Origin of the sequence: Streptomyces sp. NPDC051578 (assembly GCF_044454045.1) — a bacterium.
Classification (GTDB): Bacteria; Actinomycetota; Actinomycetes; order Streptomycetales; family Streptomycetaceae; genus Streptomyces.
Map to the genome: position 1 here is coordinate 535,919 of NZ_JBITDH010000004.1, position 17,801 is coordinate 553,719.

A 17,801-nucleotide genomic window follows, 5' to 3' on the forward strand; every position below is an offset into this window, starting at 1 on the left:
CAAGCAGGACCGAGCGGGGCGGGCGGTCCGGGGCCGCCTACACGTAGCGTTCGAGGATCGAGGACTCGGCCAGGCGGGACAGGCCCTCGCGGACGCTGCGCGCGCGGGCCTCGCCCACACCGTCCACGGTCTGGAGGTCGTCCACACTCGCGGCCAGCAGCTTCTGCAGGCCCCCGAAGTGCTCCACCAGCCGTTCGATGATCGCCCCCGGCAGCCGGGGCACCTTCGCCAGGAGCCGGTAGCCCCGCGGCGAGACCGCCGAATCCAGCGTCTCCGGCGAGCCCGTGTACCCGAGGGCCTTCGCGACGATCCCCAGCTCCAGCAGCTCCGGATGCGTCAGCGCGTCCAGCGCGGGCAGCGCCTCGTCCACCGTGCGGGAACGCTTCGCCGTCGGCTCGGGGACGTAGTCCCGGATCACCAGCTCCCGTTCCTGCTCGATCCCGACCGTCAGCTCGTCCAGCTGGAGCGAGAGGAGGCGTCCGTCGGTGCCGAGTTCCACCACGTATTCGGCGATTTCCGTCGCGATACGGCGAACCATTTCCAGCCGCTGCGCGACGGCCGTCACGTCGCGCACCGTGACCAGGTCCTCGATCTCCAGCGCCGACAGCGTCCCCGCGACCTCGTCCAGGCGCAGCTTGTACCGCTCCAGCGTGGCCAGCGCCTGGTTCGCGCGGGACAGGATCGCCCCGGACTCCTCAAGGACCCGCCGCTCCCCGTCCACGTAGAGCGCGATCAGCCGCATCGACTGCGACACGGACACGACGGGGAACCCGCACTGCTTGGAGACCCGGTCCGCGGTCCGGTGCCGGGTGCCGGTCTCCTCCGTCGGGATCGACGCGTCCGGAACCAGCTGCACGCCCGCCCGGAGGATCTTGGTGAGGTCCTTGTCGAGGATGAGGGCGCCGTCGAGCTTGCACAGCTCGCGCAGCCGGGTCGCGGTGAACTCCACGTCCAGCACGAAACCGCCCGTGCACATCGCCTCGACGGTCTTGTCCATCCCGAGGACGATCAGGCCGCCGGTGTTGCCGCGGACGATCCGTTCGAGACCGTCACGCAGGGGCTGACCAGGTGCGACCGCGCTCAGCGAGGCCCGCATCATGGCTTCCTGCCTGGAGCTCGCGCCCGACTTCCCGGATGCTGCTGCACCGTCCTTGGCTGCCACTGCACTCCTCCGGTCGCGGGTTGCGCCGCCTGCGTACGGCCGGGCGGACCAGCACAAAGTCTACCGGCGCGCTCTGCGCCTTGGCCGTGCCTTGCCCCGTATCGGTCCCGCACCGCCGCCGCGGACCCGCTTCGGACCGCCCCGGACCTGCCGGTGGCCGGGCGCCGCGGACCTGCTCGGCGCGGGCGGCCGGGCTACTCGCCCGCCCGCTCGCGGGCAGGCGTACGGGTCCGGCCGCGCGGCAGGACCCGCAGCGCGTCGCCCATGTCGGCCACCTCGATCACCTTCATGCCCGCCGGCACCTTCCCCGGATCGGCCGGGACCAACGCGTGCGTGAACCCGAGCCGGTGGGCTTCCGCGAGCCGCCGCTGGACGCCGGTGACCCGCCGCACCTCGCCCGCCAGTCCGACCTCCCCGATCGCCACCAGGTTCTTCGGCAGCGGGACGTCGCTCGCCGCCGAGGCCAGCGCCAGCGCGATCGCCAGGTCCGCGGCCGGCTCGGTGAGCTTCACCCCGCCCACCGTCGCGCTGTAGATGTCCCGCTTGCCCAGGGCCGTGATCCGGCCGCGCTGTTCCAGCACCGCCAGCATCATCGAGACCCGCGAGGTCTCCAGCCCCGAGGTGGTCCGGCGCGGCGAGGGGATCTGCGAGTCCACCGTCAGCGCCTGCACCTCGGCGACCAGCGGCCGCTTGCCCTCCAGCGTCACCGTCAGGCAGGTGCCCGGCACGGCCTCCGCGCGGCGCGTCAGGAACAGCCCGCTCGGGTCGGCGAGCCCGATGATGCCTTCGTCGTGCAGCTCGAAGCAGCCGACCTCGTCGGTGGCCCCGTAACGGTTCTTCACACCGCGCACCAGCCGCAGCCGCGCGTGCCGGTCGCCCTCGAAGCTCAGCACCACGTCCACCAGGTGCTCCAGCAGCCGGGGGCCCGCGATCGCGCCGTCCTTGGTGACGTGGCCGACGAGCAGGGTCGACATCCCGCGCTCCTTGGAGGCCCGGATCAGCGCCCCGGCCACCTCGCGGACCTGCGCCATGCCGCCGGGCGCGCCGTCGATCTCGGGGGAGGCGATGGTCTGTACGGAGTCCAGGATCAGCAGCGAGGGCTTGACCGCGTCCAGGTGTCCGAGGACGGCGGACAGGTCGGTCTCCGCGGCGAGGTAGAGGTGGTCGTTGAGCGCGTTGATCCGGTCGGCCCGCAGCCGGACCTGGCTCGCGGACTCCTCGCCCGTCACGTACAGGGTGCGGTGGTCGTCGGTGGCCGCCTTCGCCGCGACGTCCAGCAGCAGCGTCGACTTGCCGACGCCCGGCTCGCCGGCCAGCAGCACGACGGCCCCCGGTACGAGGCCGCCGCCGAGGACCCGGTCCAGCTCGTCCACACCGGTGCTGCGGGCCGTGGCCGTACGGCCGTCGACCTGGGCGATCGGGACGGCGGGGGCCGAGACCCGGCCGGCCGCGGTGGTCCGCACGGCGGGCGCGCCCATCTCCTCGACGGTCCCCCACGCCTGGCACTCGGGGCACCGGCCGAGCCATTTCGCGGTCGTCCAGCCGCACTCGGAGCAGCGGTAGGACGGCCGGTCCTTGGCGGATGAACGAGATGTACGGGCAGCCATGCGCCCCACGGTAGCCGCCGGCACCGACACCGCCGCCGGCACCGCCTTCCGCACCCCCGGGCACCGCTTTCCGCACGGCCCCGGGCACCGCTTTCCGCACGGCCCCGGGCACCGCTTTCCGCACGGCCTTGGTACCGCTCCCGGCACCGCCCCGGCCGCCGCGTCAGGGGCGCTGTCAGCACGGGCCCGATCTGTTCACCCGTAAGGGCTAAAACCGCTGAAGGCTTCCGGACCGTCACGGGCGCGCCGCCTACGGTCGCCGAGTGAACAGCAGCAGCCAACCACACCCCCCGGCGCGCACCGGCGCACACCGGGCGCAGGGGCGCACGCCCTCCCGTGGACCGGAACCGGGCCTCGCGGGCGAGCAGCCTCCCCCCTTCCGGCACGAGCCCTACCTCGACGGACTGTTCACCTACTGCCTGTCGGTGCTGTGCGACCACGACACCGCCACCGACGTGCTCGGTGAGGTCCTCGCCGTCGCCGAACGGCATCCCGGCCGGTGCCCCGACGAAGGGGACCGGCGCGCCTGGCTCTACGCGCTGGCCCGCTGGGGCTGCCTCACCCGGCTGGGCGAACAACGGCGCACACGCCAGGGGGCGCATTCCGCCGGGCGCACGCCGGAGCACACCGACGAAGAGCGTGCGCCGGGGGCGCTGGACGTGAGCGCCTACCGCCGTACCGAACTGGCCCGGCTCGCCTGGCCCGAAGCCGCCGGAACCACCCCCGAGCAGCGGGAGGCCCTCGAACTCGCCGTACGCCACCGCCTCGCCGTACCGGAACTCGCCGCCGTCCTCGGCACCCAGGCCGCCACCGCCCGGGAACTGCTCACCGGCGCCGCCTGCGAGGTGGAACGCACCCGCGCCGCCCTCGCCGTCGTCGAGACCGGCAACTGTCCGGCCGTGTCCCGGCTCACCGGCGAAGGCCAGGTGCTGCTGTCCACCACCCTGCGCGCCGAACTCGTACGCCACGTGGACGACTGCCCGCGCTGTCGCCGGGTCGCCGAACGGGTGGGCGCCGCGGCCCCCTGGCCCGGCTCCGGCGGTGTCCACACCCCCGGGCTCCCCCTGGTCCCCGCCCCGCGGACCGCCGTCCACGCCGCGATGCTGCGCTCCGGCCGGCGTCGTCGGGGCGGCCCCGGCCCGCGCTTCGACCGCACCGGCTTCCCCATGGACCCCAAGGACCGGGCGGCACGGCGCGACCGGTTCCGGGCGCGGGCGGTCACCACCACCGTGGTCGCCACCGTGGTCGCCGCCCCCGTCCTCGCGCTGTGGGCCGCGTACCGGGGCGCCCCCAGTACCGGCGAACCCGTCGCGGGCACCTCCGCCCGGATCTCCGCCAGCGAATCGGAGATCCCGCCGCGCGTCGACGGGCACCCCTTCGCCGCCTACCAGAACGCCGGCAACACCGCCCACACCACCGGCGAGCCCGGCTTCGCCCCGGGTGCCGACGTCCCGGACGTCTCCGTCGAGGTGATCAGCCCGGGCGCGGCCGGCGCGCCGGGGCCGGGTGGTCCGGGAGCCCCGGGGCACGTCGCCGTGAGCGCCGCCACCCGCGGCGGCACCACCGTGCTCACCCTCACCGCCTCCGGCGGCGCGCCGGTGCACTGGCGGCTGTGGTCGGACGCGCCGTGGCTGCGGGCGAGCCGGAGCGCGGGCACCCTGGCGCCGGGAGAGTCGGTCACTTTGTGGATCACCGTCGACTCCGAGGCCCAGCCGGTCGGCGCCTGGTCGGCGAGGGTCGGGATCGACCCCGACGGCGCGGTGGTCTCCATCCGGGGCCACGGCCGCCCGGCGCCGACACCGACGCCGCCCGCGACCCCGGATCCGACGCCCACGCCGACGCCGCCCAGCCCCACGCCGACTCCGCCGGCGACCCCGGATCCGACGCCGACGCCGACGCCCACACCGCCGAGCCCGACGCCGACGCCGACGCAGCCCGAAGGAACGGTTTCCCCGGCCCCGGACCCGGGCCCCTCGGGGACGGCGTAGGCCTGGGAAAACGGCCTGGGCTCGAAGGGGCGGCCTGGGCCCGGAACGACGGCCCGGGGCGTGAAGACGGCCTGGGCCGCCCCGTCCCTCAGACCCGGCCGTCCGCCGACGGCGGCGGGTCCGCCGGGTGCGGGGCCATCGGCAGCAGCGAAGCCAGCCGCGCCTCGCACAGCTTCACCAGCTCCGCGTACGCCGCCTCGCCCATCAGCTCCGTCAGTTCGGGCCGGTAGGACACGTACACCGGCTGCCCGGCGCCGTGCGCGGAGGTCGCCGAGGTGCACCACCAGTGCAGGTCGTGGCCGCCCGGCCCCCAGCCGCGCCGGTCGTACTCCCCGATCGACACCTGGAGCACCCGCGTGTCGTCGGGCCGGTCGATCCAGTCGTACGTGCGCCGGATCGGCAGCTGCCAGCACACGTCGGGCTTGGTCTCCAGCGGCTCCTGGCCGCTCTTCAACGCCAGGATGTGCAGCGAACAGCCCGCGCCGGCCGGGAAACCGGGCCGGTTCAGGAAGATGCAGGCCCCGTCCCAGCGGCGGGTCTGCTTCTCCCCGTCGTCGTCCGTCTGCGTCCAGCCGGACTCGCTGCCGACGTCGTGGAACTGCCACAGCTCGGGCGTCAGGCGCGCCACGTGGTCGGCGACCCGCTTCTCGTCGTCCTCGTCGGAGAAGTGCGCGCCGAGCGTGCAGCAGCCGTCGTCCGCCCGGCCGGCCTGGATGCCCTGGCAGCCGCTGCCGAAGATGCACGTCCAACGGGAGGTCAGCCAGGTCAGGTCGCAGCGGAAGACCTGCTCGTCGTCGGCGGGGTCGGGGAACTCCACCCAGGCCCGGGGGAAGTCGATCCCCTTCTCGTCCGCCACGACCTTCGGCTTCTTCTTGGGGGTCTTGGACATGTTGGCCTTCTTCGTATTTGGCACAAACCCAAGCCTAAGCGCCCCTTACCTCACCCATGGGCGACGAGCCCAGTAGCGTTTCCGGTTATGAGACTCGGTGTCCTCGATGTGGGTTCCAACACGGTTCATCTGCTGGTGGTGGACGCGCACCCCGGTGCGCGGCCGCTGTCCGCGCACTCGCACAAGGTGGAGCTGCGGCTCGCGGAGCTGCTGGACGAGCGCGGCTCGGTCACGCCGGAGGGCATACGACGGCTCGTGTCCGTGATCGGCGACGCGGTCCAGGCCGCCGAGGACAAGGGCTGCGAGGACCTGCTGCCCTTCGCGACCAGCGCCGTGCGGGAGGCGACGAACGCGGACGAGGTGCTGGCCCGGGTCAAGGACGAGACCGGCATCGACCTGCCCATCCTCAGCGGCGACGACGAGGCCCGCCTGACGTTCCTCGCGGTGCGGCGGTGGTTCGGCTGGTCGGCGGGCAAGCTGCTGGTCCTGGACATCGGCGGCGGCTCGCTGGAGATCGCGTACGGCATCGACGAGGAACCCGACGCGGCGGTGTCCCTCCCGCTCGGCGCGGGCCGCCTCACCTCGGCGTGGCTCCCCGGCGACCCGCCGGCCCCGGCCGACGTGAAGGCGCTGCGCCGCCACGCGCGGGCGCAGATCGCCCGGACGGTCGGGGAGTTCAGCCGCTTCGGGACGCCGGACCACGTGGTGGCGACGTCGAAGACCTTCAAGCAGCTCGCCCGGATCGCGGGCGCGGCCCGCTCGGCGGAGGGGCTGTACGTACAGCGCGACCTGACGCGCAAGGCGCTGGAGGAGTGGGTCCCGCGCCTGGCGGCGATGACGACCGCCCAGCGCGCCGCCCTCCCGGGCGTCTCGGAGGGCCGCGCGCACCAGCTGCTGGCGGGCGCGCTGGTGGCGGAGGGCGCGATGGACCTCTTCGGCGTGGACGACCTCGAAATCTGCCCCTGGGCCCTGCGCGAGGGCGTCATCCTCCGCAGACTGGACCACTTGCCGTCCTGACCGGGCTCGGGGCCCGTGCCGGGGCGGGTGGTGGGTGTCACGGCGGGGGGCGGGGTGGGGACCGTACCCTGTGTCCGTGGCAGAACCAGACCGGATCCCGAGCGCGAAAGTCGCCCTCTCCACCGCCTCCGTATATCCGGAGACGACGGCGACCGCCTTCGAGATCGCCGCGCGCCTCGGGTACGACGGCGTCGAGGTGATGGTCTGGACGGATCCCGTCAGCCAGGACGTCGACGCGCTGCGGCGGCTGTCCGAGCACCATCAGGTGCCGATCCTCGCCGTGCACGCCCCTTGTCTGCTCATCACCCAGCGGGTGTGGTCCACCGATCCGTGGACCAAGCTCCGCCGCGCCCAGGCCGCCGCCGAGCGGCTCGGGGCGTCCACCGTCGTCGTGCATCCGCCGTTCCGCTGGCAGCGCCAGTACGCCCGTGACTTCGTCACCGGTATCTGGCGGATGGCCGACGAGACCGACGTGCGGTTCGCCGTCGAGAACATGTACCCCTGGCGCTACCGCGACCGCGAGATGCTCGCGTACGCGCCCGAGTGGGACGTCACCAAGGACGACTACCGGCACTTCACCATCGACCTCTCGCACACCGCGACCGCCCGGGCCGACGCCGCGGCCATGGTCGACCGCATGGGCGAGCGCCTCGCGCACGTCCACCTCGCCGACGGGAACGGGTCCGCGAAGGACGAACACCTCGTCCCCGGCCGCGGCACCCAGCCCTGCGCCGAGCTGCTGGCCGGGCTGGCCCGTACGTCCTTCGACGGGCACGTGGTGATCGAGGTCAACACCCGCCGCGCCATGTCGTCCGCGGAGCGCGAGGCGGACCTCGCCGAGGCCCTCGCGTTCACCCGCGAGCACCTCGCCGCGGCCACGGCCGCGCCCAAGCCGGCCCGCCGCCCATGACCGAGCCGCCCGCGAACGAGCCGCCCGCGAACGACTCCCCCGTGGCCGAGCCTTCCGCGACCGAGCCCCCGGTGGCCGGCCCGCCGCCCCGCCGTCGCCGCGGCCCCGGCCGCCCCCGCCAGGACGAGGCCGACGAGGGCCCCGGCACCCAGGAGCGCATCCGCGCCGCCGCCCGCGCCGAGTTCGCGGCGCGCGGCTACGACAAGACCTCCGTACGCGGCGTCGCGAAGGCCGCCGGCGTGGACCCGGCGCTGGTGCACCACTATTTCGGCAGCAAGGACGACCTCTTCGCCGCCGCGATCGAACTGACCCTGGAGCCGGCCCTCGTCGCCCCGCGGATCCTCGAAGGCGGCCCCGACGGCATCGGCGAACGCCTCGCCCGCTACTTCCTGGGCGTGTGGGAGAACCCCGCCACCCGGGTGCCGCTGCTCGCCGTCATCCGGTCGGCGCTCACCCACGAGGCGGCGGCGAAGGTGCTGCGCCGGCTCATCCTGCGCCGGGTCCTGGAGCGGGTCGCCGCCGAGCTCAACGTGCCCGACCCCACCTTCCGCGCGGAACTCGCCGCCTCCCACATGATCGGCATCGTGATCCTGCGCTACGTCGTCCAGGTCGAGCCCCTCGCGTCCGCCGAACCGGAGGCGATCATCGCCCTCGTCGCCCCCACGCTGCAGCGTTACCTGACCGAGGACTGAGCCGCCCGTATCGGCATGCGGACGCCCTGTCCGCATCGCGGGCCAGGAGCGTAGCCTCGTAACCGAGCCATATCCACAGTCGCGGGGGCGTGCGAACGTCACCGTACTCATGGGGAGTGAACCCGATGCCCGAGCTGAGGTCCCGCACCGTCACCCACGGCCGCAACATGGCAGGCGCACGCGCGCTGATGCGCGCCTCGGGCGTAGCGAGCGCGGACATCGGGAAGCCGATCATCGCGGTCGCCAACTCGTTCACCGAGTTCGTCCCCGGCCACACCCACCTCGCCCCGGTCGGCCGGATCGTCTCCGACGCGATCCGCGCCGCGGGCGCCATCCCGCGCGAGTTCAACACCATCGCCGTGGACGACGGCATCGCGATGGGCCACGCCGGCATGCTCTACTCCCTGCCCTCCCGCGACCTGATCGCGGACTCCGTGGAGTACATGGTGGAGGCGCACTGCGCCGACGCCCTGATCTGCATCTCCAACTGCGACAAGATCACCCCCGGCATGCTGATGGCCGCGATGCGCCTCAACATCCCGGTCGTCTTCGTCTCCGGCGGCCCCATGGAGGCCGGCCAGGCCACCCTCGTCGACGGCACCGTCCGCAAGCTCGACCTGATCGACGCCATGGTCGACGCCTCCAACGAGAACGTCTCGGACGAGGACGTCCTGCGCATCGAGGAGAACGCCTGTCCGACCTGCGGTTCGTGTTCGGGCATGTTCACCGCCAACTCGATGAACTGCCTCGCCGAGGCCATCGGCCTGGCCCTGCCCGGCAACGGCTCGGTCCTCGCCACGCACACCGCCCGCCGCGCCCTGTACGAAGACGCCGGCCGGACCGTCGTGGAGATCACCAAGCGCTACTACGAGCAGGACGACGCCTCCGTCCTGCCCCGCAACATCGCGACCCGCCAGGCCTTCGAGAACGCCATGGCCCTCGACATCGCCATGGGCGGCTCCACGAACACGATCCTGCACCTCCTCGCCGCCGCCCAGGAGGCGGGCCTGGACTACGACCTCACCGACATCGACGAGGTCTCGCGCCGCGTCCCGTGCCTGGCCAAGGTCGCGCCGAACGTGGCGCCCGGCGGCACCTACTACATGGAGGACATCCACCGCGCCGGCGGCATCCCCGCCATCCTCGGCGAGCTGCACCGCGGCGGCCTCCTCAACAAGGACGTCACCACCGTCCACTCCGAGAACCTCGAGGACTGGCTGGCCAAGTGGGACGCCCGCTCCGGCACGGCGTCCGAGGAGGCCATGGAGCTGTGGCACGCCGCCCCCGGCTGCAAGCGCTCCGCGACCGCCTTCTCCCAGTCCGAGCGCTGGGACACCCTCGATCTGGACGCCGAGGGCGGCTGCATCCGCTCCGTCCAGCACGCCTACTCCAAGGACGGCGGCCTGGCCGTCCTGCGCGGCAACATCGCCGCCGACGGATGCGTGGTCAAGACCGCCGGCGTCGACGAGTCGATCTGGACCTTCGAGGGCCCGGCCGTGGTCTGCGAGTCGCAGGACGAGGCCGTCGACAAGATCCTGCGCAAGGAGATCCAGCCGGGCGACGTCGTCGTCATCCGCTACGAGGGCCCGCGCGGCGGCCCCGGCATGCAGGAGATGCTCTACCCCACCTCCTTCCTCAAGGGCCGCGGCCTGGGCAAGGTCTGCGCGCTGGTGACCGACGGCCGCTTCTCGGGCGGTACTTCCGGCCTGTCCATCGGCCACGCCTCCCCGGAGGCGGCCTCGGGCGGCACCATCGCCCTGGTCGAGGACGGCGACCGGATCCGCATCGACATCCCGAACCGCTCGATCGAGCTGCTGGTCTCCGACGAGGAACTGGCGGCCCGCCGCGAGGCCCTGGGCGGGGTCTACGCCCCGAAGAACCGCGAGCGCAAGGTGTCCGCCGCGCTGCGCGCCTACGCCGCGATGGCCACCAGCGCCGACAAGGGCGCGGTCCGCGACGTGTCCCGACTGGGCTGAGCCACCGGCTTACGCCCGAGGGAGCCCCCGGGCTTCCGGCCTCGGGGCCTTACGGCCGAGCCGGGCCCTCCGAACCCCGCCGGTGTCCTCACCACCCGGCGGGGTTCGCCGCGTCCACGGCGAACACGGACCCGTCGGGCGCGGACGCGTACACCGTGCCGTCCGCGACGACGGGCGCGGTCAGGGACGCGGCGAAGGCGCCCTGGTCGCCGGCCATCCGCGGCTTGGTCTGCCCCAGCAGCCGCCCGCCGGAGGCCTCGACGGCGAGCAGCCGCCCGTCGGGCGCCGTCAGGTAGACCCGGCCGGCGGCGACCGCGGGCCGGGACGCGACCGCCAGGCCCGTCTCCAGCCTCCACAGTTCCCGCTCCGGGCCCACCGCGGCCAGCCCGCCCGCCGCGCCCACGAGGTACACGACGCCGTCGGGACCCGCCGTCGCCTGGGCCTCGTACAGGGGGACCGCCAGGCTGACCCGCCGCACCGAGCGCGTCGCCAGGTCGACGCGGACGACGGCGTCCGTCCTGCCCTGCGCGTCGTTGGCCAGCAGGTACGCGCTGCCCTGCACGGTGGCGACCGGCTGGAGGAGCCCCGCCGTACTGATCTGCCAGCGCACCGCCCCGTCGCCCGGGTCGACGGCCGCCACCCGGGTCTGCCTGCCGTCCGGCTCGCGCGTCGCCACGTACAGCGCTGCCTTGCCCGAGGCGTCCGGGCCGCCCCACCACACCGAGCCCGTCCCGCCGATCCGCCTGCTCCACTTCGGGGTGCCGGACGCCGCGTCCAACAGGGTCGCCGTCCCGTCGGAGCCGGCCGCGAGGACGTGCCCGGCCTCAGCCACGACCTGGGCCCCGCCGGGCAGGTCCCGCTGCCAGCGCCGGGCTCCGGTCGCCGGGTCCAGGGCCTGGAGCACGCCGCTGCCCGCCCCGGGGGCGAGGACGAGGCCGCCCGCGTACAGGGGCGCCCGGGCCGACCCCGGCCCGGGCGCCGCCTGCGCCGGGACGGTCCACCCCAGGGCGCCGTTCGCGGGGTCCAGCCGGGCGGCCGCCAGCCCCCGCCCCGAGCAGTACAGCGCCGCGCCCGCCCAGGAGCAGGCCCCGGTGCCCTTGCCCGCGCCGGGGCCCGCCAGGGGCACCGACCAGGGCGCGAAGCGCTTCGTCGCCCCCGCCCGCGCCTGCGTCGGGGCCGCCGGCCCGGGGGAGTCGTCGCCCGTCGCGGAGCCGAGGTAGCCGCCGACGGCGCCGCCCGCGAGCAGCACCACCAGCCCCGCCGCCCACGCCGTGCGGGCCCACCCGCGCACCCGGCGCCCCGCCGCTTCGCCGGCCGCCGGGCCCCCCGCGTCCGCGCCGCCGGTGTCGATGCGCTCCCGGCGGTGCGTGTCGGCTTCCGCCGGGGCCGGCCGCCGCGGCTGCGGGGTGAACACCTGCGTGTCCTCGCCGGTGGGGTAGGCCAGCGCCCGCATCTGCGCGATCAGCGCGTCCGCGGTCGGCCGCCGGGCCGGGTCCTTGTCCAGGCAGCGGGCGACCAGCGGGACGAGCGGCTCCGGGAGCCCCGTCAGATCGGGTTCGCCGTGCACCACCTGGTAGGCGACGAGGTAGTGGCTGTCGGAGTCGAACGGGCCGCGCCCGGTCGCCGCGTGCACCAGTACCGCGCCCAGCGCGAACACGTCGGCGGCTGTCCCGACCTCGCGCGGCGACTGGAACTGCTCCGGCGCCATGAACGGCGGCGTCCCGATCAGCTTGCCCGTCTCGGTCCGCAGGTCGCTGTCGGCGGGCCGCGAGATCCCGAAGTCGATGACCCGCACCCCGTCAGGGGCCATCAGCACGTTGCTGGGTTTGAGGTCCCGGTGCACCACGCCGGCCCGGTGGATGTCCCGCAGCGCCTCCGCGAGCCCGGCGGCGAGCCGCGTCAGCTCACCGGGGTCCAGCACCCGTTCCCGTACCCGCTCGGAGAGCGTCGGCGCGTCGATGAACAGCGTGGCCATCCAGGGCCGTTCGGCATCGGGGTCCGCGTCCACGACCGGAGCGGTGAACGCCCCGCTCACCCGGCGGGCGGCCGCGACCTCCTGCCGGAAGCGCGCCCGGAACTCCGGGTCCACGGCGTGCTGCGCGTGCACGACCTTGACGGCGAGTTTCAGCCCCGAGCTGGAAGCGGCCAGGTGGACGACGCCCATACCGCCGGAGCCGAGCACGGATTCCAGCCGGTAGTGCCCGGCGTACTCGGGAAAGCCCGTGCCGTCCGCGCGCCGCGCATGCACCACTCACCACCCCCGCCGGAGCCTAGTCGATGGCCCGTGCGACCATCCAAGGGCTTGCCGCCCTGCGCGCGTTGCGCCGGGCAACGCCCACGGGGGGAGTTTCACGCATGACTGTCGAGAACGATTCAAGCCAGGTGCAGGCCCAGGTCCATGACCAGGACCAGGCCCAGATCCAGAGTCTGTCCGGCTCCGGTTTCCCGACGTTCCCGGTCGCTCCGGGATACCAGGTCAACGTCCGCACCGGCCCCGGCACCGGCTACTCGATCTCCCGGGTCCTGCCGCTCGGCGCGTACGTCTCCATCCACTGCCAGTGCGACGGCACCACGGTCTCCGGCCCCTACGGCACCACGAACATCTGGGACTGCGTCGGCAACGGCGAGTTCGTGTCGGACGCGTACGTGAAGACGGGCAGCGACGGGTACGTGGCCACCCGCTGCGGCTGACCGGCTGCCGGCCGACCCGGCGTTCTGCCGGATGAGACGCACCCCGGCGGGTGCGTCTCGGGCTGGAATAATCGCCGGTGTGAGCGACGACCAGCGAGACCAGACCCCCGCCGAGCCGGCTGCCGCAGCCCGGACCGCCGCCGGGCCGCGCCCCGAGCCCCTGCGGTTCTTCGGCACGACCTGGGTCGACCACGACGGCGGCTACGCGCTGCGCCGCGCCGGGGTCGCCGTCGGCTCCCTGGTCTCGGCCTTCGCCGCCGCGTACCTGCTGCGCTTCGCCTACGAGGGGCTGGAGATCGGCGACGTCGGCCCGTTCCTCAGCATCTCCGTCGTCGTGCTCTTCGCGATCGCCAGCGCCATCGCCTTCGTCAAGACGTGGGAGTCGTTCAGCCGCCGCCCCCGGCCGTCCTCGGACGAGGCCGCCCTCAAGGGGCTCAAAGCGATCGGTTTCATCGGCTCCCTCATCGCGTATTTCCTGCGCAGCCTGACCGAGGCCCCGGGCGAGAAGCTGCACCGCACCGAGTACGAGCAGGCCCGCGCCGAGTTCGCCCGCCGCCGCAGCACCCGTACGGGCAATCCGTCGGCGCGCCGCCCCAAGCGCAAGAAGTAACAGGGGGCGTTCCCCCGCCTGCCACCATGCCTGTTGACGGCCGGGCACCGCCAGGAGCATTATTCATCACATGATGAATAATGCGCCCGACGGCGTCGGCGGGGCTGCGGCCCCCGCCGTCCACGCCCACGGGCTCACCGTCCGCCGCGGCACCGGCCGCCACCCCCGCACCGTCCTCGACGGCCTCGCCTTCGACGTCCCCCGCGGCCGCATCACCGGCCTCCTCGGCCCCTCCGGCTGCGGAAAATCCACCCTCATGCGCTCCGTCGTCGGCACCCAGGCCCACGTCACCGGCACCCTCGACGTCCTCGGCCGTCCCGCCGGCCACCCCGAGCTGCGCTTGCACATCGGCTACGTCACCCAGGCACCCTCCGTCTACGACGACCTCACCGTCCGGCAGAACCTGGAATACTTCGCCGCCGTCCTCGACCCTCCCCCTCGCTTCGCCGGGGGGACCCTGCGCCGCGCGGCCGCCGAACGCCGGCGCGCCGACGTCACCCGCGCCCTCACCGACGTCGACCTCACCACCCACGCCACCGCCCTCGCGGGCCACCTCTCCGGAGGCCAGCGCAGCCGCGTCTCCCTCGCCGTCGCCCTCCTCGGCTCCCCCGAGCTGCTCGTCCTCGACGAACCCACCGTCGGCCTCGACCCCGTCCTGCGCCGCGACCTGTGGAACCTCTTCCACCAACTCACCGCCACCCGTGGCACCACGCTCCTCGTCTCCTCCCACGTCATGGACGAGGCCGAGCGCTGCCACGACCTGCTGCTCATGCGCGAAGGCCGCATCCTCGCCCAGGACACCCCCGACGCGCTCCGCACCCGCACCCACAGCGCCACCGTCGAAGAAGGCTTCCTGCGCCTCGTCGACGAGGCCGACGCCCGAGCCCGGGAGCAGACACGATGAACGCATCCCGCACCACCGCCACCGCCGGCCGCGTCCTGCGCCAGCTCGGCCACGACCCGCGCTCCATCGCGCTGATGCTGCTGGTCCCCGTACTGATGCTGATCCTGCTGCGCTACGTCTTCGACGGGAACCCGCGCACCTTCAGCAGCGTCGGAGCCAGCCTCCTGGGGATCTTCCCCCTCATCACCATGTTCCTGGTGACCTCCATCGCGACCCTGCGGGAGCGCACCTCCGGCACCCTGGAACGCCTCCTGGCCATGCCGCTCGGCAAGGGCGACCTCATCGCCGGCTACGCGCTCGCCTTCGGCGCCGTCGCCGTCATCCAGTCCCTCCTCGCCACCGGCCTCGCCCTGTGGGTACTCGGCCTGGACGTCCTCGGCTCGCCCTGGCTGCTCCTGCTCGTGGCGCTGCTCGACGTGCTCCTCGGCACCGCCCTCGGCCTGTTCGTCTCCGCCTTCGCCGCCTCCGAGTTCCAGGCCGTCCAGTTCATGCCGGCGGTGATCTTCCCCCAGCTCCTGCTCTGCGGCCTCCTGGCGCCCCGCGACACCATGCAGCCGGTCCTCGAAGGCCTCTCCGACGTGCTGCCGATGTCCTACGCCGTCGACGGCATGACCCAGGTCGTCGGCCACACCGACATGACCGCCGGCTTCGTCCGGGACGCCGTCATCGTCGCCGCCTGCGCCCTGCTCGTCCTCGCCCTCGGCGCGGCCACCCTGCGCCGCCGCACCCCGTAGGCCACTGCGCGCCGACCGCACTGCGGACACCGCGGCCCCGGGCGCCGCCCGGATGCAAGGATGAAGACATGACCCAGACAGTCGCCGTCCTCGGCACCGGAAAGATCGGCGAGGCCCTGCTCAGCGGGATGATCCGCGGCGGTTGGCCGGCCGGCAAGCTCCTCGTCACCGCCCGCCGCGCCGAACGGGCCGCGGAACTCCGCGACCGCTACGGAGTCGAGACCGTCAGCAACGCCGAGGCCGCGAAGCGCGCGGACACCCTCATCCTCACCGTCAAGCCGCAGGACATGGGCAAGCTCCTCGAAGAGCTCGCCCCGCACGTCCCCGCCGACCGCCTGGTCATCAGCGGCGCCGCCGGCGTCCCCACGTCCTTCTTCGAGGAACGGCTCGCCCCCGGCACCCCCGTCGTCCGCGTCATGACGAACACCCCCGCCCTCGTGGACGAGGCCATGTCCGTCATCTCGGCCGGCAGCCACGCCACGGCCGCCCACCTCGCCCACGCCGAGGAGATCTTCGGCGGCGTCGGCAAGACCCTGCGCGTCCCCGAGTCCCAGCAGGACGCGGCGACCGCCCTCTCCGGGTCCGGCCCCGCCTACTTCTACTTCCTGGTCGAGGCCATGACGGACGCCGGCATCCTCCTCGGCCTGCCCCGCGCCCAGGCCCACGACCTGATCGTCCAGGCCGCCATCGGCGCCGCCGTGATGCTCCGCGACAGCGGCGAACACCCCGTCAAGCTCCGCGAGGCCGTCACCTCCCCCGCCGGTACCACCATCAACGCCATCGTGGAGCTGGAGAAGCACGGCGTACGGGCGGCCCTGATCGCAGCCCTCGAAGCGGCCCGCGACCGCAGCCGCGAACTCGCCTCCGGCAACAGCTGACGCCGACCTCGGTCCCCGCCCGGCAGCGGGGACCGCAGCCGTACGCCTTTCAGGGCTCCAGCAGCCCGATGTTGCGGTACGCCCGGTCCACCACCGGCCGGGCCAGCCCCCGTGCCCGCTCCGCCCCGGCCCGCAACACCCGCTCCACGCCACCGGGATCTGCCGCCAGCTCCGCGTGCCGCTCCTGCACCGGACGCAGCACCTCCACCACCGCCTCGGCGACGTCCCGCTTGAGCGCCCCGTACCCCGAGTACCGGTCGGCCAGCTCGGCCGGCTCCCCACCCGTACAGGCGGAGAGGATGTCGAGCAGGTTCGCCACTCCAGGGCGCGTGGCCCGGTCGTAGACGACGCCGCCGTCCCCGCTGTCGGTGACGGCCCGCATCACCTTCTTGGTGATCACCGCCGGCTCGTCGAGGAGATAGACGATGCCCGCCCCGTTCTCGTGCGACTTGCCCATCTTGGACGTCGGGTCCTGGAGGTCCATGACCCGCGCGGCGACGGTGGGCAGCACCACCCGCGGAACGGTGAAGGTGTGCCCGTACCGCTGGTTGAACCGCACCGCGAGATCCCGGGCCAGCTCCACGTGCTGCCGCTGGTCCTCACCGACCGGCACCTCCGCTGCCTCGTACGCCAGGATGTCGGCGGCCATCAGCACCGGATAGGTCAGCAACGACAACCGCACGCCGTCCCCGGCCGCCTGGGCCTTCGCCGCCTTCTCCTTGTACTGGATCATCCGCCGCAGCTCGCCGTCGGTGGCGGTGCACTCCAGCAGGTAGGACAGCCGGGTGTGTTCGTCCACGTGGCTCTGCACGAACAGGGTGCATGTGCGGGGGTCCAGCCCGCAGGCGAGGAACAGCGTGGCGGCCTGCCTGCTGAGCCGCCGCACGCGAGCCGGATCGTGGTCGACCGTCAGCGCGTGCAGGTCCACCACGCAGAACAGCGCGTCCTGCGGCTCCTGCTCGGCGGCGACCCACTGCCGCAGGGCGCCCAGGTAGTTCCCGAGCGTCAGGTGCCCGCTCGGCTTGATCCCGCTGAAGATCCTCGTCATGTCCGTCTCCCTGTGTGAGTGGCCGTACGGCCGTCCGGTCGGTGGCACCGCGTGGGGCGACCGAGCCACTCCCGGGGGGAGAAACAGAAACGGCCGCCGAGGCGGCGGCCGTGAGCGCATGCGCGCGCAGGTGGAGGTCGGCCGCCGTCAGGCGGCCCACCAGCAGAGGCTGAGCGTGAGCGCATGCGTAGTCATGGGAGAGAGGCTAACCGGGGGAGTCCTGCCCGCGCCAGGGTTGACACACCTGTGGCAGATCCGTAAGGTTCTTCGAGTTGTCCGAAGTGAGCGCCGACCCCGGTCGGTCCCCGGACAGCCATCCCGCACTACACATTCGAACGAACGACGCACTTTGTCGTCTCGTTTTCATGCGTATTTGCGAATGAGGAATCCGTGTCCGAGGACGCAGCCGCCGATTGGCTTCGGGGGCAGGGAATCCGCTACTGTCTCACTCGCCGCAAGGGCCCAACAGCCCGGAAGGCGAATCCCGCTGACTGGGAGTCAGGCCCGAAAGGATCTGATAGAGTCGGAATCGCCGGAAAGGGAAACGCGAAAGCGAGAACCGGAAGGCGGAAAACGAGCGGGACTGACTCTGATAGAGTTGGAAACGCAAGAACAAAACGAAGAACAAAGGAAGCGCCCGGAGGAAAACCCGCGAGGGTGAGTACAAAGGAAGCGTCCGTTCCTTGAGAACTCAA

Annotated in this window: 15 protein-coding genes; 10 read left to right on the forward strand and 5 right to left on the reverse strand. The window is 73.4% G+C overall.

What is annotated here, in order from left to right; translation table 11 throughout:
- Positions 1-37 precede the first annotated feature (37 nt).
- Together disA and radA are read right to left on the reverse strand one after the other, a co-directional pair.
- Positions 38-1,162: a DNA integrity scanning diadenylate cyclase DisA gene (gene disA / locus ACIA6C_RS21595; RefSeq protein ID WP_366082115.1), complete on the reverse strand. Its 1,125-nt coding sequence runs from the start codon at positions 1,160-1,162 to the stop codon at positions 38-40.
- Between the two features lie 194 nt (positions 1,163-1,356).
- Positions 1,357-2,769 carry a DNA repair protein RadA gene (gene radA, locus ACIA6C_RS21600; protein ID WP_366082114.1) on the reverse strand — a complete coding sequence of 471 codons (1,413 nt, stop codon included), beginning with the start codon at positions 2,767-2,769 and terminating at the stop codon, positions 1,357-1,359.
- Positions 2,770-3,032: 263 nt separating this feature from the next.
- Between radA and ACIA6C_RS21605 the strand changes: the two genes are divergently transcribed.
- Positions 3,033-4,757 (forward strand): hypothetical protein, encoded by a 1,725-nt coding sequence (locus ACIA6C_RS21605; RefSeq protein WP_399277978.1) that lies wholly within the window; start codon positions 3,033-3,035, stop codon positions 4,755-4,757.
- Between the two features lie 88 nt (positions 4,758-4,845).
- On the opposite strand, the gene ACIA6C_RS21610 is transcribed toward ACIA6C_RS21605, so the two are convergent.
- On the reverse strand, positions 4,846-5,670 hold the full coding sequence (locus ACIA6C_RS21610) for a hypothetical protein (protein ID WP_399277980.1): 825 nt from the start codon (positions 5,668-5,670) through the stop codon (positions 4,846-4,848).
- A gap of 63 nt (positions 5,671-5,733) precedes the next feature.
- Here ACIA6C_RS21610 and ACIA6C_RS21615 point away from each other — a divergent pair, with 63 nt between their 5' ends.
- The 4 genes from ACIA6C_RS21615 to ilvD all read left to right on the forward strand — a co-directional run bounded on the left by ACIA6C_RS21615 (position 5,734) and on the right by ilvD (position 10,241).
- Positions 5,734-6,663, forward strand: a complete 930-nt coding sequence (locus ACIA6C_RS21615; protein WP_366082112.1) for a Ppx/GppA phosphatase family protein — start codon at positions 5,734-5,736, stop codon at positions 6,661-6,663.
- Between the two features lie 76 nt (positions 6,664-6,739).
- A complete protein-coding gene (locus ACIA6C_RS21620; protein WP_361129906.1) occupies positions 6,740-7,573 on the forward strand; it encodes a sugar phosphate isomerase/epimerase in 834 nt (277 codons plus the stop codon).
- Positions 7,570-8,265: a TetR family transcriptional regulator gene (locus ACIA6C_RS21625; RefSeq protein WP_399277982.1), complete on the forward strand. Its 696-nt coding sequence runs from the start codon at positions 7,570-7,572 to the stop codon at positions 8,263-8,265. Before ACIA6C_RS21620 ends, ACIA6C_RS21625 begins: the two co-directional genes overlap by 4 nt.
- Positions 8,266-8,390: 125 nt before the next feature.
- Complete coding sequence (gene ilvD, locus ACIA6C_RS21630; protein ID WP_361129903.1) at positions 8,391-10,241, forward strand: dihydroxy-acid dehydratase; 1,851 nt, start codon at positions 8,391-8,393, stop codon at positions 10,239-10,241.
- An 88-nt stretch (positions 10,242-10,329) separates the two neighbouring features.
- Here the strand turns inward: ilvD and ACIA6C_RS21635 are convergent, their stop codons facing one another.
- Positions 10,330-12,492 carry a PQQ-binding-like beta-propeller repeat protein gene (locus tag ACIA6C_RS21635; RefSeq protein ID WP_399277985.1) on the reverse strand — a complete coding sequence of 721 codons (2,163 nt, stop codon included), beginning with the start codon at positions 12,490-12,492 and terminating at the stop codon, positions 10,330-10,332.
- A 104-nt stretch (positions 12,493-12,596) separates the two neighbouring features.
- Between ACIA6C_RS21635 and ACIA6C_RS21640 the strand changes: the two genes are divergently transcribed.
- The 5 genes from ACIA6C_RS21640 to proC all read left to right on the forward strand — a co-directional run bounded on the left by ACIA6C_RS21640 (position 12,597) and on the right by proC (position 16,058).
- Complete coding sequence (locus ACIA6C_RS21640) at positions 12,597-12,932, forward strand: peptidase (protein ID WP_399277987.1); 336 nt, start codon at positions 12,597-12,599, stop codon at positions 12,930-12,932.
- 79 nt (positions 12,933-13,011) lie between these two features.
- Positions 13,012-13,542: a hypothetical protein gene (locus ACIA6C_RS21645; RefSeq protein ID WP_399277989.1), complete on the forward strand. Its 531-nt coding sequence runs from the start codon at positions 13,012-13,014 to the stop codon at positions 13,540-13,542.
- 70 nt (positions 13,543-13,612) lie between these two features.
- Positions 13,613-14,446, forward strand: coding sequence for an ABC transporter ATP-binding protein (locus ACIA6C_RS21650; RefSeq protein ID WP_399277990.1), 834 nt, complete (start codon positions 13,613-13,615; stop codon positions 14,444-14,446).
- Positions 14,443-15,180 carry an ABC transporter permease gene (locus ACIA6C_RS21655; protein WP_399277992.1) on the forward strand — a complete coding sequence of 246 codons (738 nt, stop codon included), beginning with the start codon at positions 14,443-14,445 and terminating at the stop codon, positions 15,178-15,180. The genes ACIA6C_RS21650 and ACIA6C_RS21655 overlap by 4 nt, the downstream gene beginning before the upstream one ends.
- A gap of 68 nt (positions 15,181-15,248) precedes the next feature.
- Entirely contained in the window at positions 15,249-16,058 is an 810-nt protein-coding gene (gene proC / locus ACIA6C_RS21660) for a pyrroline-5-carboxylate reductase (RefSeq protein WP_361129889.1), read from the forward strand.
- Positions 16,059-16,107: 49 nt separating this feature from the next.
- Here proC and trpS read toward each other — a convergent pair whose 3' ends face one another.
- The gene (gene trpS / locus ACIA6C_RS21665) at positions 16,108-17,106 is read right to left on the reverse strand and encodes a tryptophan--tRNA ligase (protein ID WP_399277995.1); all 999 of its coding nucleotides are present in this window, start codon (positions 17,104-17,106) and stop codon (positions 16,108-16,110) included.
- Positions 17,107-17,801 lie beyond the last annotated feature (695 nt).

Excerpts from the sequence above, each read along its gene's own strand:
- ACIA6C_RS21615 (WP_366082112.1), top strand. The coding sequence starts at position 5,734 with ATGAGACTCGGTGTCCTCGATGTGGGTTCCAACACGGTTCATCTGCTG.
- radA (WP_366082114.1), bottom strand. The coding sequence starts at position 2,769 with ATGGCTGCCCGTACATCTCGTTCATCCGCCAAGGACCGGCCGTCCTAC.
- trpS (WP_399277995.1), bottom strand. The coding sequence starts at position 17,106 with ATGACGAGGATCTTCAGCGGGATCAAGCCGAGCGGGCACCTGACGCTC.
- proC (WP_361129889.1), top strand. The coding sequence starts at position 15,249 with ATGACCCAGACAGTCGCCGTCCTCGGCACCGGAAAGATCGGCGAGGCC.
- ACIA6C_RS21640 (WP_399277987.1), top strand. The coding sequence starts at position 12,597 with ATGACTGTCGAGAACGATTCAAGCCAGGTGCAGGCCCAGGTCCATGAC.
- ACIA6C_RS21650 (WP_399277990.1), top strand. The coding sequence starts at position 13,613 with ATGATGAATAATGCGCCCGACGGCGTCGGCGGGGCTGCGGCCCCCGCC.
- ilvD (WP_361129903.1), top strand. The coding sequence starts at position 8,391 with ATGCCCGAGCTGAGGTCCCGCACCGTCACCCACGGCCGCAACATGGCA.
- ACIA6C_RS21655 (WP_399277992.1), top strand. The coding sequence starts at position 14,443 with ATGAACGCATCCCGCACCACCGCCACCGCCGGCCGCGTCCTGCGCCAG.
- ACIA6C_RS21625 (WP_399277982.1), top strand. The coding sequence starts at position 7,570 with ATGACCGAGCCGCCCGCGAACGAGCCGCCCGCGAACGACTCCCCCGTG.